Source organism: Polymorphobacter multimanifer, assembly GCF_014205635.1.
Classification (GTDB): Bacteria; Pseudomonadota; Alphaproteobacteria; order Sphingomonadales; family Sphingomonadaceae; genus Sandarakinorhabdus; species Sandarakinorhabdus multimanifer.
Genome location: NZ_JACIIV010000033.1, coordinates 1 through 13,813 on the forward strand (window position 1 = coordinate 1; position 13,813 = coordinate 13,813).

Sequence of the window (13,813 nt, forward strand, 5' to 3'; positions counted from 1 at the left end):
GCGACACTGCGCGCGGAAGCAGCCCTACGGCGAACGGATAGCAGGGCCTGGGTCGTGCAACGCCGCGAACGGACGCGCCACCTGATCGAGCTGGGCGGGCTGGTCCAGAAAGCCGGCTTGGTCGAGCTGACCGACGACGATCGCGCCACGATTTACGGCGCGCTGCTCGATCTCGCCCGACGCGCGCGGGGCGATGATGCAGGGGATGCGCTCACGCTCTGGAAGCGAAGGGGCAAACGGGCGTTCGATGCGGAAGCGGAAGGGAGCGAAGGCTGATGGGCGAGTTCGACATCGAGGCGATCCGGGCCGAAATCCGCGCGATGGATTTCGTGCGCGGCACGCCGGCGGAAATCGCCATGTGGCGCGAGGACGTGGCGGAGTCGCGCGCCAACCTCGCGATCGAGGACATGACCCCGACGCCGAACGAGGATGCGTTCTTCGAGATGATGCTCGAGGAGGGAGTGCCCCCTGACCTCGTGTCGCAGATTCTGCTCCGCCTGCTCGATCATCCCGACGCCGATCGGTCATTGCCGGTCACGCCGATGGTCGCGGCGGACTGATGGCGGACCCTGTCATAGGGAATACGAAGTCCACACACCGCGACCGGCCGGGAAAAGTGGACTCGCCACGAGTAGCAGCCGCCGCGGGTCCGCCGTTGGGATTGACGATTTACAAACCGGACGCAGCGAAGGCGATATAAGCCCCGCTGGCGACCCCGACGCGTCCGGGGCTGGCAAAGGAGCTGACCCCCCTCTCCTGCTCTCTGGCGGCCCTCCTGGGCAGCCCTGGGGCAGAAAGCGGCAACTCCCCCGCCAACTTCTTCCTCGCTAAGCTAGCGGCGCTTGCGCCGCTCTGGTGACGCCGCAGGCGGCACGAAACGAACTACGCATTGGCCGTTAGGCCAATTCCGCTTGTATATTTCTAACTCTGGCTGGATTCATTCTGCCTCTCGGAATCACGTTCCCGGTCCATGATCCCACGCCCGAGACGGGCAAGGATCGCAGCGAGGCCGGGATCGTCGATAAGCTGGGCTGGCTGCTCGTCGAGCGGGAGTCTGGCGATCATCGCCCTGCCTTCCTCGGTCGCTGCTCGCCGCCGGTCGCTGTCGTCCTCTGGCGGTGGCGCGGTCATGCCGCGTTCCACCTGCGGCGGAAGCATCAAGCGGTAGGCGTTCGAGGTTTGCTTGACCTGGGGGCCGCGCAGGCCCGCGTTGCCGGTCGGCACATAACGGCGCAACCAGTCGAGGAAGCCATGCGCCTTGAGCCGCTTGAGCGCATCCACCACAGCCGCGATCGAGCGGCCGATGCGAAGCGCCAGCGTCGCAATCGCAGGATCGAGCCGCCCTGTCTTGTAGTCGATCAGGCGTAGCAGCTCGCGCAACACCTCAAGCCCGACATGGCCGATTGCCCCGTTCTCGCGGTTGTTGCGCTCGCGCCGATGGGCAAGCCGTTTCAGCCGGTCATATTTCTCGGCCGCCTGCATGAAGCGAGCGACGTTCTTGGGACTGAACGGCTGCCAGAACCGCCCTTCCCGGCCCTCCTCAGTGCGGCTGTAGCGATGGACCCGCTGGCCGGTTTGACGGCCTGGCCGTCGCTCTCTTGCCCCTCGAAGGGCCTCGAACACAGTTTGCATGGAACCTCCCGTCGATCGGTCGGCCCGGCTGCTGGCGGCAATCCCTTATGGACATAGCTCTCCCGTTCTCGAAAACAGCGTTTTCGAGTTGACTTGTCATCCGATCTGCGGGAGGCTGTTCCTGCTAGAGAACACGGGTGCTTCCCGCGCCCCCACAAATCAGACTTTCCGAGAGCCCGGCCGCCAAGCCGGGCTTTCGTCGTTTTGGCCCTAGCGGTGCCACCCACTACGATCGCCACGGCGAATCGGCGAACGAGTCCGCCGACACCAAAGCCTGTCAGATTATAAGAGTGATGGAAAGGCGCGTTCTAACGCGCGCATAGATTAGACTGTGTGTTCACACGTTCACTTGTTCACGTGTGGTCACGTTCACCGTTCTATTTGCTGCTTATACTTCTGAAGGATATCAAGCACGGCCTCGGTCAGCATCGCCTCGATCGTGCTGTCCTCCTTGGCGGCAAGGATCGCGAACGCTCGCGCAATAGCCGGGTCGAACTTACCGGCGATCGACTTTTTGCCGATCCGGTTGCGCTGGCGGCGTGGGGCTTCGATCGGCAGCATCGGTTCTTCAACCTCCGCAGCCGGGCCGGTCGATTTCCTAGCGTTTGTCGATTTCGCCACCCCCAAGCTCCTAATTTTTGTGTTCACACGTTCACATATTCACACGTGGACAGCTACCGTTCGCCGAACGGATGCTTGCCGTGGTGCCGCATAAGCAGGTCGATGGCTTCGCCAAGGAGCGCCTGCAACGTCGTTCCCTGCTCGGCTGCCAGCATGTTCAAGCCGCGACTGACCTCGGGACTAAAATAGGCGCTCACCGCCTTCTTGCCCTGCCGGGTCTGAGCGCGGGTGGCGGGCGTTGCAGTCGTCGGATCGGGGCTGTCGCCGATCGTGCCAGTCTTTTCCGCCCGCTGCTGCTTCATCGCGCCAAACTTGCTCATGCCGCGCCCCGCTTCTTGTTCACTCGTGAACGTGTGGACACGTTCACTTGTTTACTTGTCCACGCCCATAACGCGGCAACCTCCTCGGCCGCTTTGCCGTCAGGCTCCAGCTCGGTCGCAGTTTTCCCCTGCGCCGTGCTGTGATGATAGATCGCCCGCTGGGTGAGCATGACGGGCGCAACGGCCACACCCATGCCGGCGACGCCATCGCCACCTTCGATCAGCTCGCGGGCATCCCGGTAGGTTGTCGGCGCACGCTGGGGGCCGCCCATGAACAGCACGAAGGCCGGCTTGCCGACCGCCTGCACCAGCTCGGCCGTCATCTCGACGGCTTTGAGATCGAAAGCTTGCGGACGACAGGGAATCAACACCAGGTCCGCGACCTTGCAAGCCTCCCGCACCATGATGTCGGCATGGGGCGGGGTGTCGATCACCACCAGGTCGGCCCCGAGTTCGGCCGCCTGCTGAAGCTTGCGGGGCAAGAGAGAAGGGGAGGCGCAATCGACGACCTCCAGGTCGGACGATCCGCGCCACTCGCTCCAATGGCTCGCGGTCGCCTGCGGATCGGTGTCTAGGATCAACGCGGTAAGCCCTGCGCCAGCACCGGCTGCGGCTAGGTGGATAGCCAAGGTCGTTTTGCCTGCGCCGCCTTTCTGACTGATGACAGTGATGACCTTCATGTGAACCCCTGAACACGTGAACGTGTGAGCATGTGAACACGTTCACGTGTGAACCATTGAGGCATGGCGGTCAATGGTGCGCGGCGATCCGTTACGCTATCCTCGCTCGCCAGCCGATCGGAACCCGGCAGGGCCAAGACCGCTTGCGGGCTTGGGAAGCGAAGCGACTGAGAGCGGCGGTGCCGCGCAGCGGCAGGCACCAGACCTATTACTTGCGGTTTTTGCTCGCGTCGCCGGATGCCTCGATCACCCGGCGCTGGCGCTCCTCCGGATTCTTCATGCCAAGATCGGCATAGACGTTGCCGGTGCCTCGGATCAGCTCGAAGTCGTCATCCTTGTTCGTGATAGAGTCGGCTCGAACCTCCTCGATCGCCTTGGCCTGAAACTCGCCAAGGACGCCTTCCTTCTCAAGAAAGCTGTCGAGGGTCGGTCCCCGGTGCTTGTTGCCAGCCATTTCGACCTCCTAACCCGTCACGCTTGTATATAATGCGCTTCTGCATTACCTTCTATGGTGATTAGGAGGCATTACCATGACGACGTTGAGCGTTACCACGCGGGGCCAAGTCACGTTCAGAAAGGACGTGCTGAAGCATCTGGGCATCCAGCCTGGCGGCAAGATCAGGCTCGATCTGCTGCCCGATGGCAAGGCGGAGCTGAAGGCCGATCAGCCTAAAGGGTCTTGGGACGATCTGCGGAACTTCCTTGCGGGCAAGGGCAACGGTGCCCGGCTCACGATCGAGGAAATCAACGAGGCTATCGCCGAAGCCGGCGCGGCGGCCGGCATGGCTGGCATGAAAAAGGAATGAGGATCACTGCCGACACGAACGTGCTGCTTCGCGTGGTCGTCCCCGGCGACGAAGCGCAGCAAGAGATCGCGATCGAAACGCTTAAAAACGCCGAATCAGTGGCGATCAGCGTTCACGCTCTTTGCGAACTCGCGTGGGTCATGGAGCGCAGATACGATTTGTCCCGAACCGCAATCGCAGCGGCGATCCGGCTCTTTATGAACACCCGCAACGTCGTCCTGAACCGCCCTACGGTCGAGGCCGGTCTAGCTGTGCTGGAAGCGGGCGGCGACTTCGCGGATGGAGTGATCGCCTTCGACGGTCAGTGGCTCGGTGCCGAGACCTTCGTCTCGTTCGACAAGAGGGCCGTGAAACTGCTGGAAGGGCAGGGGACCGCCGCCCTGTTGCTGGCGTGCTGACGAATCACGCGCCACCCCCGGCCGGGCCGCAAGGCCAAGCCCCAAGGCCAAGCCCCAAGGGATGGGTGGGACAAGTAAAAAAGGGAAATCGTGATGGCTCTCACTCGCAACTTCGAGGACACCGTGCGCGCTCGCGTCCAGTCGGACCCGGCCTCAACGCGCCTCCGGCGTGACCCTGGAAGTCCGGGCGGCCTGAGCGAGCCGATGGAGGCTCCAGACTATCGAGCACCACAAATATGCTGCCGCATCATGCCGCGTCCGGTGATCCAAAGGCCATGAGAGTATTCTTACATCGGAGGAGCGTTTGAGCGCCGAATCTCTCAGCAAGATCGGGAATACGAGCGGATCCGGGCAATCGTTCGATTCTTCTGCCGGTCAAGCAAGTGTGTTCTGGAGGTCCGAACAAACGATTCTCCAGCCAACTTCCTACGTGGCGCATACTCCGCCTGGATTACACCTTGGCTGCGGCGTTGCTTCGATAGAAACCCGGTCCGCAGGACTTGGGGAGTTTGCGTTGAACGGCGCGGGACTAACCGCAATGCTTTGTCCTGACGGAGCGCAGCCTTTTCACTCCAGCGTTTCTGGACGATCGGCTCGCGCTTGCGGCCTTTTTCTGGCGACCGATGACATTGCCGACACGGGCACCGACGCGGTGCACGAGATCAAACTGGCCCTCGAAAAGGGCAATCCGCTTCAGGCTTCATTGAACGCTCCGCCGGGGGCTGTCAGTCGTTTGTGTGCCCCGGTTGATCCGTGGTTCCAGGGGGCGGCGCGCGAGCTTGCATTCGAAGCCCGCGCCTTGGAGATGTCGGCGCTGGCGTTAACCTGGTTGACCGGTTGTGCGCTGACGGGGAAGCTTCCTCTGCGAAACGAGCGTTATGCATATGCGGCGAGAGAGGTGCTTGAGCGCAGGCTGGACCATCCCCCGTCATTGATCGAACTGGCGCGCGAAGTCGGCATCAACGCGCGCTCGCTGACCGACGCATTTCGGGCCTGCTTTGGAACATCGATTGCTGCCTATGTGACCGCGCGTCGGCTGGACCTGGCAGCGATCTTGCTGGAGCAGGGTATGTCGCCGACCGAAGCTGCCCGTCGCGTCGGCTATACGCCTTCGCATCTATCGAATGCCATCCATCGACGGTTCGGTATCCGACCGCAGGACATGCGCACGCACCATTCCGGCTAGCGCATGACAAACGCTGACCAACGCAAGTGCGTGATATTGTGTATCATCGCTCGGCCCTTTAGTTGCAAATGGTTCGCAATTAGGAGGTTCTATGTCAGGGTTGAGACGATTGGGCAGCGCCGTTTTGTTCGGCAGCGTGAGTTGGATGGCCTCTGCCACAGGGGCGGTGGCGCAAGACTTGGCGCCGCAGGACATCACCACGGTCGATGAGATCGTCGTAACCGGCACCCGGCAGGATACCCGGCTAGCCGATGCCCCAATCGCTGCCACGGTGCTGACCGAACAGTTCATTCGTGACGCCCGCATCGACAGCCTGCGGCAGATCGACGACTATGTCCCCAATGTCCAGTTCAACCAGCTCGGGCAGGTCGGCGGCACCTATGTAACGATCCGGGGCATCGAATCGAACCCGTTCATCGTCAACCGCGCCGCTGTCTATATCGACGGCATCCCATTCCGGAAGCTGCGCGACCAGGCCCTGGGGGCGGTCGAGCAGATCGAAGTGCTGCGCGGCCCGCAGGGAACGCTTTATGGCGCGAATACCGAGTCCGGGCTGATCGTCATCCGCACGCGCGCGCCCTCGAACAGTTTCGAGGCGGAAGCGACCGGATCGCTGTTCACGTTCAACGGCGACATGGGCGGCGAGGCGCGGCTGTCCCTCGGTGGCCCCCTCATCAAGGACGTGCTGACAGGTTCCTTCGTCGCCAGCTACAACAATGCCGACTCGTTCGTCCGCAACGAGGCGTCGTCGATCGGCGAGCGTGGCGCGATCCGTGAGACTTTCGTCCAGGGCAAGTTGCGCTGGACGCCGAACGAGCGGCTGACCGTCGATCTGGTGACGTCGGCGGCCTTGCTGCGTGCGCCGGGGCTTTACGAACAGGAGTTTTTGCCGATCGACCGCGCGCGCTATGACGCGAACTACTCGGCCGCGTTCAACGGCGGCCGGACTTCCGGCCGCTACACGCTGCTAAACGACGCACCCAAGCGCACCGTCGAGGACGAGTATCTGGTCGGCGGCAACGTGAATTATGATTTTGGCGGTGCGGTGCTCGACGTCAACGCTTCGTGGCGCAGCCTATCGTCGGATTCGCAGGGCACCGATCTCGACCTGACCGCGCTATTGGGTGCCGCGGGCGCGAGCGACGATGACGAGACCTTCTGGAACTTCGAGGCGCGGCTGTCCTCGCCGCGCGGCAACAAGGTCCAGTGGGTCGTCGGCCTTAATCACTACCGCAGCCGAGAGGACCAGATCCTTGCCACGCTGGTCGGTCCGGGCGGGCTCGACGATTATTCGCCTGCCCCCCTCCAAAGCAGCCGTTCGCGCGATTATGCGGCATTCGGGCAGGTAACGGTGCCGGTGCTTGCCAATGTGCGCTTGACCGGCGGTTTGCGCTACGAGCGTGCAGAGCGCGACAAGAACCAGCTCGCCGGCGTGCTCGACCTGGGGCCATTTGGCAGCTTTGTGTTCCCGGCTGAAGACCTCAACGACAGTTATGAGGAACTGCTGCCCAAGGTCTCGCTCGACTGGCGGGTCAATGACGGGCTGCTGCTCTATGCATCGGCCGCGAAGGGCTGGATTCCGGGCGGGTTCAATCTGGGCGCGGCGACCAGCGCGGTGACGACTGACTTCGCGCGCTATGGTCCCGAAACGCTGTGGAGCTATGAGGTCGGCGCGAAGCTCGAACTGCTCGACAGGCGACTGTTGCTGTCGGGCGCGGCGTTCATCATCGATGCCGATAACTGGCAGGAATATAATGTCCTGGTGAACGCGGCGGGTCAGGCGATCTCGACCAACCTCATCACATCGGACGCGGCGATCCGCAGCCGTGGTTTCGAGGTCGAACTGACCGGCAAGCTAACGCCGCAACTCGATCTGTCGGCATCGTTTGGCTATGTCGATTCCAAATACACCGATTATCGCTTCTCAGCGACGCAGGACTTCACCGGCAACAAGGTCAAGCTGGTGCCCGAGTATGATGCGTCATTGGCCGCAAGTTGGCGCCCGTGGCGCGGACTGTTCGTGCGCGGTGAAGCCAATGCCACCGGGCGGACGCCGCTCAATCCGGAAAATCTGGCCACGCAGGATGCGGTCGTGCTGCTGAACGCGCAGATCGGCTGGGAAACCGATCGCTGGACCGCCCGACTTTATGTCGAGAATCTCACCGACGAACTTGTTTATACCAGCAGCGCCTACACCAATTTCGCGTTCGGGTTCGACGGCACCTATTATGCCGGTGTCGGCAAGCCGCGCATCTTTGGCCTTCAGGTTAGCCACAAATGGTGATGCGCGACGGCGACGACAGCAAGGTTCGGGTCGATCTTTCCGGCGTTCCGGAGACAATGCTTTGGCCGCTGTGGAACAGGGCAATCGAACATACGCGCGTTGATCGACTGATCGAAGATCCGATGGCCGCCGCGCTGGTCGCGCGGATCGATTATGATTTCGCCGGTACGTTCGGCCGACCCAGCGTCTTGCACGCCATCCGTGCGCGGGTCGGCGACGACCTGATCGTCAATTATCTTCGTGCCGAGCCGGCGGGAACGGTAGTCGCCTTGGGAGAGGGCCTCGAAACCCAATTGTGGCGTATTGGCAACGACGCTGTCCGGTGGATAAGCGTCGACCTTCCCGAGGCGATATCAACGCGGCGCGCGCTGCTGCCAGACGATCCGAGAGCGCAGAACATGTCGTGTTCGGCGCTGGATACGCGCTGGATGGACGCTGTGGCGGACGGCCCGCCGCCGTTTATCTCGGCAGCAGGTTTGCTGATGTATTTTCAAGAGAACGAGGTGCGCAAACTTCTCGACAATATCGCGCAACGGCTTCCGGGAGCGCAGCTCTATTTCGATACCATCCCGCCCTGGCTATCTCGCAAGACCCTGCGCGGCCTCAAGATCACTCGGGCCTACACAGCACCCCCTATGCCGTGGGGCATCCGTCTGAATTCAATTCCGGCGTTCATTGCATCGGTTGGCGGCCTGTCCATCTTAACTGCCGCGACATTTGCCGATCCGTTTCCGCGACGCATGGGGCTCGTGCGGTGGCTCTCGGCTGTGCCGCCCATTCGTAACCGACTTGCGCCCGGCTTGGTTCACATATCGGTAAATCGACGTTGCCAATAAACGAAGAGGCTTACTCAACAGAGTGAGGGGCGTCGGGTCAAGCTTAGATCATTACCCGCTCTACCTCGTCCAGCGTGACGTCATCGGGTCGGCGATCGTAGAGCTGAGTGGTGCGGGTCGAAGCATGGTTCGCCATCGTCGCGGCACGCTCCAGCGTTCCGCCGTTTTTTAAATAGGCGGTGATCCCGGTTGCGCGAAACGAGTGGTTGCCGATCGCAGTCTCGATCTCGGCCGCACTGGCACGCCGCCTCACCATCTGGAATGCGCTGGCTTGGGGCAGGGGGGTATCGCTTAGTCGCCTGGTGCCGCGCGCGATCGTGCGGAACAGCGGCTCCTTACGATCCTCGCGTAGCTCGCATCCATCGATATAGGCGGTCAGATATTCCTCAAGGTTGTGGTGGCACGGCATCTCGTGGCGCTTGCCACCCTTCTCATGCAGCCGGACCCAGAGCCGCCGGTTCTGCACGAACACGTCCTCGACGCGCATCGCCAGTGCCGCGCCTACCCGTGCAAACGAGTAGATCATCAACCCGATCAGCGCCCGATCGCGCAAGCCTATGGGCGTGGTCACATCGATGCTGTCGAGCAGCCGTCGTGCCTCGTCGGGTGCCAGCACCGGTGTCTTGCCGCGACGGACGCTGTGCGCAGGGCCTCGTACCGACGCCGCCGGGTTCATCGGCACCACCTGGCCCGTCACAAGCCAGTCGAACAGGTGACGCACACCTGCAAGCCGCTGCTTGACCGTAGGCGCACTAACCTCGCGGCCTAGTCCCTCGATCCAGGCCGCGACGTGCAACGGCTGCACTGCCGCAATCGACGTCACGCCGCGCTCGGTGCACCAGCCCAAAAACTCTCCCGTCGCGCGCGCATAGGCACGCCGCGTGTGCGGATTGCGGATATTGGCCGCGAAAAACTCTAGGAAGCGAAGCTGCGCGCGATCGTCCGCCGATGCCACAAGGGCTGGGAGCGCGAATGCAGGAGAGGGTAGGGGAGCGAGCTGGTTCATGCACCGCTGTGCGATCATCGGCTGCTGGGCTTGGGAACACGGCATTGGCGCGCTGCGGCGACAGCCTCGTCAATCAAGGCCTCCAATTCTGCCGTCGGCCTATCCTCGAACTTAGCGCGCACCTCGTCTATGGTTCGGTCGAACGACCGCCATTTAAGGGCTACGGGGACGTTCATGACGCAGGACTGTGATCGCCGGAAAGTACCGCTCTGACGGCATCGCGTATCTCGGGGTCATGGCCACTCCAAAGATCGCGCTTGGGCGGATTGCGGCCAGCTTGCTGCGCTGCCTCGATCACCGCATCGGCCGATTGAATGCGTTGCGCCTCTTCAAGCTGCCGCAGATAATCCCATGTCGTCAGCAGGATCAGTCGATCGGGATCGACAATCACCAACCGCTCGGCGTCGCGATCGTCGCTCAGAAGCAGCGCGCGAGCCTGGTCTGGCAGCGGATAGTTTCGGACCACCTCGACCGCCGCGCGCTCGCCAAGGTCGCGCGCCGGCCGGTATCCGGCATTTTCGCGCAGTATCATCTCGTTCTGAAACGTCTGCGTCGGCTCGATGCGGACGCGATCGGCGTGGGCGCGATACCAGTCGAGAATCTCCTGCGCGCCGAGTTTGCCGGCGGTGCCAGTCGCTTCGTAAAAAACGGCGTCCGGCACGATCACTGGCAGATCGGGATAAAGCAGGTAATCGAGGCTTTGCGCGGCAGCGAGCGTGATGAGAGGTGGCGCATCGGTGACGATAAGGGTGACCTTAGCCGCCATGACGCAATCGCGGCTGGAGAATGGCCCGCGCGCGCGCGACATGCGCCATGTGCGCCGATGTTTCGGCCGGTTTAGGCAAGCCGAGGTCATCCTGGGCCAGCGCGATGACAAGATCGGCGTAGTCGCGCATCCCGAGCCGCTCAATCGCGCTACGCGTACCGAGTTGACCGGCGGCATAGGCGCGGAGGAGTTGGACGCGATCTTGGGGGAGGGCGTTATCCATGCTTTTTTCTAACATGACGCAAGGCTCACTGCAAGATTCTACATACGATAAAGGACATTATCATATGTAGAACGGCGCGTGAATCCTTCAGCGAAGCAAGAGGGAGATTTGGGACACGCCGCGGTTCAGGGCGGTCGTGTCAGTTTTCGAAGACAATGTCAGCGGCGTGCCGAAGTCCATGTCATCGCCCGCGCAGCCGCGTCCATAACCATCGCCAGAAACGGGCCTCAGCCAGCATCATTCTGGCGATCAGTGGCGGGATGCCCTGCCGCTCCAACTCCGCTGCGTTGGGAGCAGCGCCAAATATAACGCGCAGCATCGCGACCAATGCTAATCCCTCGAAAAGCACCAGCACGGTGATACCCGCGCTGCGCAGCCATCCTAGGTCGGTCAGCACGCTTTCGGCTGCGGCAGGTACGATCTTGCCGGCAATCCAAATGCCGCTGCATACCAGAGCAAGCGTCCGCAGCATCAACGCTCGGCGCGGCATGGTGCGATAGCAGAGGACGTAGAGAGCAGGTACGAACACGCACCAATCGAAGAGCGTTGCCGCTTCACCCAGCGCGGGTTGTTCCGACCAAGGGTGGGTAGCGCGGAAGCCGAGCGCGGCAACAAGCCAGAACGGTAGCAGCAGGAAAAACCAGTGGTGCTGGCCCCATCCCGCTATCCTATTCATCGTTCTCTTTCCCGTCTGGCGGACCATCGGCAATCGAGTGCATTAGCAGCCCGTCGGAGAGAGGTCCGCTATCCAAAGAGCCTAGCTGCCGCGGCGTGTCGCGTCGTGATTTTTTCATGCCTTAGCTTCCAGCGCCGGAGTGTCTGGCGCGGCGGTGCGGATCAGAGCGAGTTCGCGGTAGAGGGTGGACCGGCCAAGCCCGAGCTGCTTTGCGGCCTGGACGGGGCGCACACCGGCCTCGATCAACTTGAGTGCCGACGTCAGCTTGTCGGCGTCGAGCGTGGGGCGGCCGGGAACCTTGCCGCGGGCGCGAGCCGCCGCGATCCCGTCGCGGGTGCGCTCGACGATCAGTCGGCGCTCGAAGTGGGCGATGGCGCCGAATACATGGAACACCAGCTCGCCGGCAGCCGACGAGGTATCGAGCCGTTCCTCCAGCGATCGGAACGCCAGCCCTCGCGCCTTAAACATGTCGATCGTTTCCAGCAGCTCTTTGAGCGAACGACCGAGCCGATCGAGACGCACCACGCATATGGTGTCGCCGGCACGGCAGAAGTCCAGCATCTCGGTCAAACCCGGCCGATCGAAGCGCTTACCGGATATGATGTCATCGAACACTTTGATCGCGCCGGCCTCGTCGCGCAGGCGACGACGCTGCACCTCAAGATCCTGATCGCTGGTGGAGACGCGGGCATAGCCCAGCACATCCGGCATCGTGTCACCTCTCGTCCCTAATCCGCTCGGTTTGTGGACCGGCAGTGAGGTGCCGACAGAATCCGGCTTCGATAGTCCCTAAATAGTGTCTACAAACAGCTCTTGTACATAAACTTCTCGGAACGGTTTGGGGACAATCTGCTGACATCGCCTTCGGGCGAAATGTCGGCTGCTGACACCCACTTCGAGCGCCAGTGACATCCACTATGAGAATCGAAGCGTCAAAAGTGGCGGATTTCCATTGCCCCGATGACACCCACTTTGAAAACTGACAACCGTTCGGTTTTGACACCCGACTGTTGCTCGCGAACCAACTGCATTTCCGAGGCTTCGTTGTTGCCCTCACGACGGTACGTCTCGCTTCGCACGATCCTTCCCTCGCGAGAGAGATCGAAGGCAAGCGCGACCAGATAGGATTCGCGCGCCGCGTCGAGGTCGGTTGCGTCGCGAAATTTAAAGCGCAGCACCTTCGCGGCTGACGGTGGCAGCATTGCCAGGCGTGGTTGATTGCCCTGAGGGCAGTAATGCGTAGCGATCAGACTTTTGCCATCGCGATGATAGATCGTCATTGAATGAGGCTGGCTACCCCGCAACCACTCCTCTACGACTGCCGTGCCACCGGCGGTCAATGAAAACCGGATTCGCAGGGGCGAGTCCGGCTTGTCGGCTTGTTGCCAAACACCTACGAGAGCCTTCAAGTCGGCGAAGCTCGGTGCAACTACATCTTGCGCCGCAGCCACTGGTTGAGAAATGGAAGCCGAGGCAGCTGCTAGGCTACTCCAGATAGCAATCTTCAGCATGGCGAGTTCTACTTTCCGTGAAATGGAATCAACAGTTGACTACGTGTCTAGGATTGGCAAGTCGCCTTCTGGTGCCGGTGTCACAACGGGTTGGTTTTGACTTAGCTATGTTGCTTGACCAGATGACCATCTAAACAGGCGGCAAGCACTTCAAGAATAGCTTGTTGCTGTTGGGGTGAGGCGCTGTCTAACATGTCGTTATGCTTCACCGGCACTTCCGCCATCACCATCCCGAGCGCGTCCCGTTCGGCCGCCACCGGCAGCACGCCGGGATCAGCAGCGTAATCGTTTGACCGGGCTGAGCAAATGCGCGGTCGCGCCGTTCGAGGAACAGGCATACGGCGATGGTCGAGTGAGAAGGCCGCCTGCACATCACCTCGATGTTGGGAGCTGAATAACATCGTCATATCGCCTCCATTGGAATGACCAACGAGAACGACGCGAGTGTGATCGGCGAGCCCTCGGCGGCGCAGCTCACTTATGACGAAGCCGATGCTATCGGCGCCGATTTGCCATACTGGTCGCCGCAGCTCCACTAAGTTGCCGCTGTTGGCCATTCGGGGATCACCAGAGCGTTCCAGATGCTCGATTGATGCGACGATATAGCCGCGGCGAGCGAGCGCGCTGGCAATGAACGTGTAATCGGTGCTGTGGCCACCGTAGCCATGCGAGATGATTGCGAGCGGCTTCGGCCGCCTAGCGCGCGCCGCGCCATAGAGCACGACCGGAACAGGCCGCTGGCGGGTGGTATCGAACAGTTCGACCGGCCGCCATGCGAGAGGCGCGTGAGGAGTAGGAGCGAGCGGGTGGGTGACGCAGCCAGCCAGCAGGAGGGTGAGGGCGATCGAGCGAACGAGCATGGCTCACC

The 13,813-nt window shown here is 61.9% G+C and carries 19 protein-coding genes; 7 read left to right on the forward strand and 12 right to left on the reverse strand.

Features of this window, described 5'->3' with window-relative positions; genetic code table 11:
* Positions 1–54: 54 nt before the first annotated feature.
* Together FHS79_RS16425 and FHS79_RS16430 are read left to right on the forward strand one after the other, a co-directional pair.
* Positions 55–276, forward strand: coding sequence for a conjugal transfer protein TraD (locus FHS79_RS16425; protein ID WP_184202580.1), 222 nt, complete (start codon positions 55–57; stop codon positions 274–276).
* A complete protein-coding gene (locus FHS79_RS16430; RefSeq protein WP_184202582.1) occupies positions 276–560 on the forward strand; it encodes a hypothetical protein in 285 nt (94 codons plus the stop codon). The genes FHS79_RS16425 and FHS79_RS16430 overlap by 1 nt, the downstream gene beginning before the upstream one ends.
* Before the next feature lie 361 nt (positions 561–921).
* Here FHS79_RS16430 and FHS79_RS16435 read toward each other — a convergent pair whose 3' ends face one another.
* From FHS79_RS16435 to FHS79_RS19000, 5 genes are all read right to left on the reverse strand, one after another.
* A complete protein-coding gene (locus tag FHS79_RS16435; RefSeq protein ID WP_243452961.1) occupies positions 922–1,632 on the reverse strand; it encodes a replication protein A in 711 nt (236 codons plus the stop codon).
* Positions 1,633–2,001: 369 nt separating this feature from the next.
* Entirely contained in the window at positions 2,002–2,253 is a 252-nt protein-coding gene (locus FHS79_RS16440) for a ribbon-helix-helix domain-containing protein (protein ID WP_341534475.1), read from the reverse strand.
* 53 nt (positions 2,254–2,306) lie between these two features.
* Positions 2,307–2,573 (reverse strand): ribbon-helix-helix domain-containing protein, encoded by a 267-nt coding sequence (locus FHS79_RS16445; protein ID WP_184202584.1) that lies wholly within the window; start codon positions 2,571–2,573, stop codon positions 2,307–2,309.
* Positions 2,570–3,253, reverse strand: coding sequence for a ParA family partition ATPase (parA, locus tag FHS79_RS16450; protein WP_184202586.1), 684 nt, complete (start codon positions 3,251–3,253; stop codon positions 2,570–2,572). Before parA ends, FHS79_RS16445 begins: the two co-directional genes overlap by 4 nt.
* Before the next feature lie 208 nt (positions 3,254–3,461).
* Entirely contained in the window at positions 3,462–3,707 is a 246-nt protein-coding gene (locus tag FHS79_RS19000) for a hypothetical protein (RefSeq protein ID WP_243452962.1), read from the reverse strand.
* A 76-nt stretch (positions 3,708–3,783) separates the two neighbouring features.
* Here FHS79_RS19000 and FHS79_RS16460 point away from each other — a divergent pair, with 76 nt between their 5' ends.
* The 5 genes from FHS79_RS16460 (at position 3,784) to FHS79_RS16480 (ending at position 8,763) form a co-directional block, all read left to right on the forward strand.
* Positions 3,784–4,059, forward strand: a complete 276-nt coding sequence (locus tag FHS79_RS16460; RefSeq protein ID WP_184202588.1) for an AbrB/MazE/SpoVT family DNA-binding domain-containing protein — start codon at positions 3,784–3,786, stop codon at positions 4,057–4,059.
* Positions 4,056–4,457, forward strand: coding sequence for a type II toxin-antitoxin system VapC family toxin (locus tag FHS79_RS16465; RefSeq protein WP_184202590.1), 402 nt, complete (start codon positions 4,056–4,058; stop codon positions 4,455–4,457). Before FHS79_RS16460 ends, FHS79_RS16465 begins: the two co-directional genes overlap by 4 nt.
* Positions 4,458–4,971: 514 nt before the next feature.
* The gene (locus FHS79_RS16470; RefSeq protein ID WP_184202592.1) at positions 4,972–5,643 is read left to right on the forward strand and encodes a helix-turn-helix domain-containing protein; all 672 of its coding nucleotides are present in this window, start codon (positions 4,972–4,974) and stop codon (positions 5,641–5,643) included.
* Between the two features lie 145 nt (positions 5,644–5,788).
* Positions 5,789–7,927, forward strand: a complete 2,139-nt coding sequence (locus tag FHS79_RS16475; RefSeq protein ID WP_243452965.1) for a TonB-dependent receptor — start codon at positions 5,789–5,791, stop codon at positions 7,925–7,927.
* Positions 7,921–8,763, forward strand: coding sequence for a class I SAM-dependent methyltransferase (locus FHS79_RS16480; protein WP_184202596.1), 843 nt, complete (start codon positions 7,921–7,923; stop codon positions 8,761–8,763). The genes FHS79_RS16475 and FHS79_RS16480 overlap by 7 nt, the downstream gene beginning before the upstream one ends.
* Positions 8,764–8,806: 43 nt before the next feature.
* On the opposite strand, the gene FHS79_RS16485 is transcribed toward FHS79_RS16480, so the two are convergent.
* From FHS79_RS16485 to FHS79_RS16515, 7 genes are all read right to left on the reverse strand, one after another.
* Positions 8,807–9,769 carry a tyrosine-type recombinase/integrase gene (locus FHS79_RS16485; RefSeq protein ID WP_184202598.1) on the reverse strand — a complete coding sequence of 321 codons (963 nt, stop codon included), beginning with the start codon at positions 9,767–9,769 and terminating at the stop codon, positions 8,807–8,809.
* A 172-nt stretch (positions 9,770–9,941) separates the two neighbouring features.
* Positions 9,942–10,577, reverse strand: a complete 636-nt coding sequence (locus tag FHS79_RS16490; protein ID WP_184202600.1) for a hypothetical protein — start codon at positions 10,575–10,577, stop codon at positions 9,942–9,944.
* The gene (locus tag FHS79_RS16495; RefSeq protein WP_184202602.1) at positions 10,525–10,758 is read right to left on the reverse strand and encodes a hypothetical protein; all 234 of its coding nucleotides are present in this window, start codon (positions 10,756–10,758) and stop codon (positions 10,525–10,527) included. The genes FHS79_RS16490 and FHS79_RS16495 overlap by 53 nt, the downstream gene beginning before the upstream one ends.
* A gap of 181 nt (positions 10,759–10,939) precedes the next feature.
* Entirely contained in the window at positions 10,940–11,461 is a 522-nt protein-coding gene (locus FHS79_RS16500; RefSeq protein WP_184202604.1) for a hypothetical protein, read from the reverse strand.
* 87 nt (positions 11,462–11,548) lie between these two features.
* Positions 11,549–12,145, reverse strand: coding sequence for a recombinase family protein (locus tag FHS79_RS16505; RefSeq protein WP_184202606.1), 597 nt, complete (start codon positions 12,143–12,145; stop codon positions 11,549–11,551).
* Positions 12,146–12,366: 221 nt separating this feature from the next.
* Positions 12,367–12,945: a hypothetical protein gene (locus FHS79_RS16510; protein WP_184202608.1), complete on the reverse strand. Its 579-nt coding sequence runs from the start codon at positions 12,943–12,945 to the stop codon at positions 12,367–12,369.
* A 101-nt stretch (positions 12,946–13,046) separates the two neighbouring features.
* On the reverse strand, positions 13,047–13,805 hold the full coding sequence (locus FHS79_RS16515; protein ID WP_184202610.1) for an alpha/beta hydrolase family protein: 759 nt from the start codon (positions 13,803–13,805) through the stop codon (positions 13,047–13,049).
* Positions 13,806–13,813: the final 8 nt, after the last annotated feature.

Bases quoted from the DNA above. Each gene is read 5' to 3' on its own strand.
- FHS79_RS16430 (WP_184202582.1), top strand. From the start codon at position 276: ATGGGCGAGTTCGACATCGAGGCGATCCGGGCCGAAATCCGCGCGATG.
- FHS79_RS16435 (WP_243452961.1), bottom strand. From the start codon at position 1,632: ATGCAAACTGTGTTCGAGGCCCTTCGAGGGGCAAGAGAGCGACGGCCA.
- FHS79_RS16445 (WP_184202584.1), bottom strand. From the start codon at position 2,573: ATGAGCAAGTTTGGCGCGATGAAGCAGCAGCGGGCGGAAAAGACTGGC.
- parA (WP_184202586.1), bottom strand. From the start codon at position 3,253: ATGAAGGTCATCACTGTCATCAGTCAGAAAGGCGGCGCAGGCAAAACG.
- FHS79_RS19000 (WP_243452962.1), bottom strand. From the start codon at position 3,707: ATGGCTGGCAACAAGCACCGGGGACCGACCCTCGACAGCTTTCTTGAG.
- FHS79_RS16460 (WP_184202588.1), top strand. From the start codon at position 3,784: ATGACGACGTTGAGCGTTACCACGCGGGGCCAAGTCACGTTCAGAAAG.
- FHS79_RS16465 (WP_184202590.1), top strand. From the start codon at position 4,056: ATGAGGATCACTGCCGACACGAACGTGCTGCTTCGCGTGGTCGTCCCC.
- FHS79_RS16475 (WP_243452965.1), top strand. From the start codon at position 5,789: ATGGCCTCTGCCACAGGGGCGGTGGCGCAAGACTTGGCGCCGCAGGAC.
- FHS79_RS16480 (WP_184202596.1), top strand. From the start codon at position 7,921: ATGGTGATGCGCGACGGCGACGACAGCAAGGTTCGGGTCGATCTTTCC.
- FHS79_RS16485 (WP_184202598.1), bottom strand. From the start codon at position 9,769: ATGAACCAGCTCGCTCCCCTACCCTCTCCTGCATTCGCGCTCCCAGCC.
- FHS79_RS16490 (WP_184202600.1), bottom strand. From the start codon at position 10,577: ATGTCGCGCGCGCGCGGGCCATTCTCCAGCCGCGATTGCGTCATGGCG.
- FHS79_RS16495 (WP_184202602.1), bottom strand. From the start codon at position 10,758: ATGGATAACGCCCTCCCCCAAGATCGCGTCCAACTCCTCCGCGCCTAT.
- FHS79_RS16500 (WP_184202604.1), bottom strand. From the start codon at position 11,461: ATGGTCCGCCAGACGGGAAAGAGAACGATGAATAGGATAGCGGGATGG.
- FHS79_RS16505 (WP_184202606.1), bottom strand. From the start codon at position 12,145: ATGCCGGATGTGCTGGGCTATGCCCGCGTCTCCACCAGCGATCAGGAT.
- FHS79_RS16510 (WP_184202608.1), bottom strand. From the start codon at position 12,945: ATGCTGAAGATTGCTATCTGGAGTAGCCTAGCAGCTGCCTCGGCTTCC.
- FHS79_RS16515 (WP_184202610.1), bottom strand. From the start codon at position 13,805: ATGCTCGTTCGCTCGATCGCCCTCACCCTCCTGCTGGCTGGCTGCGTC.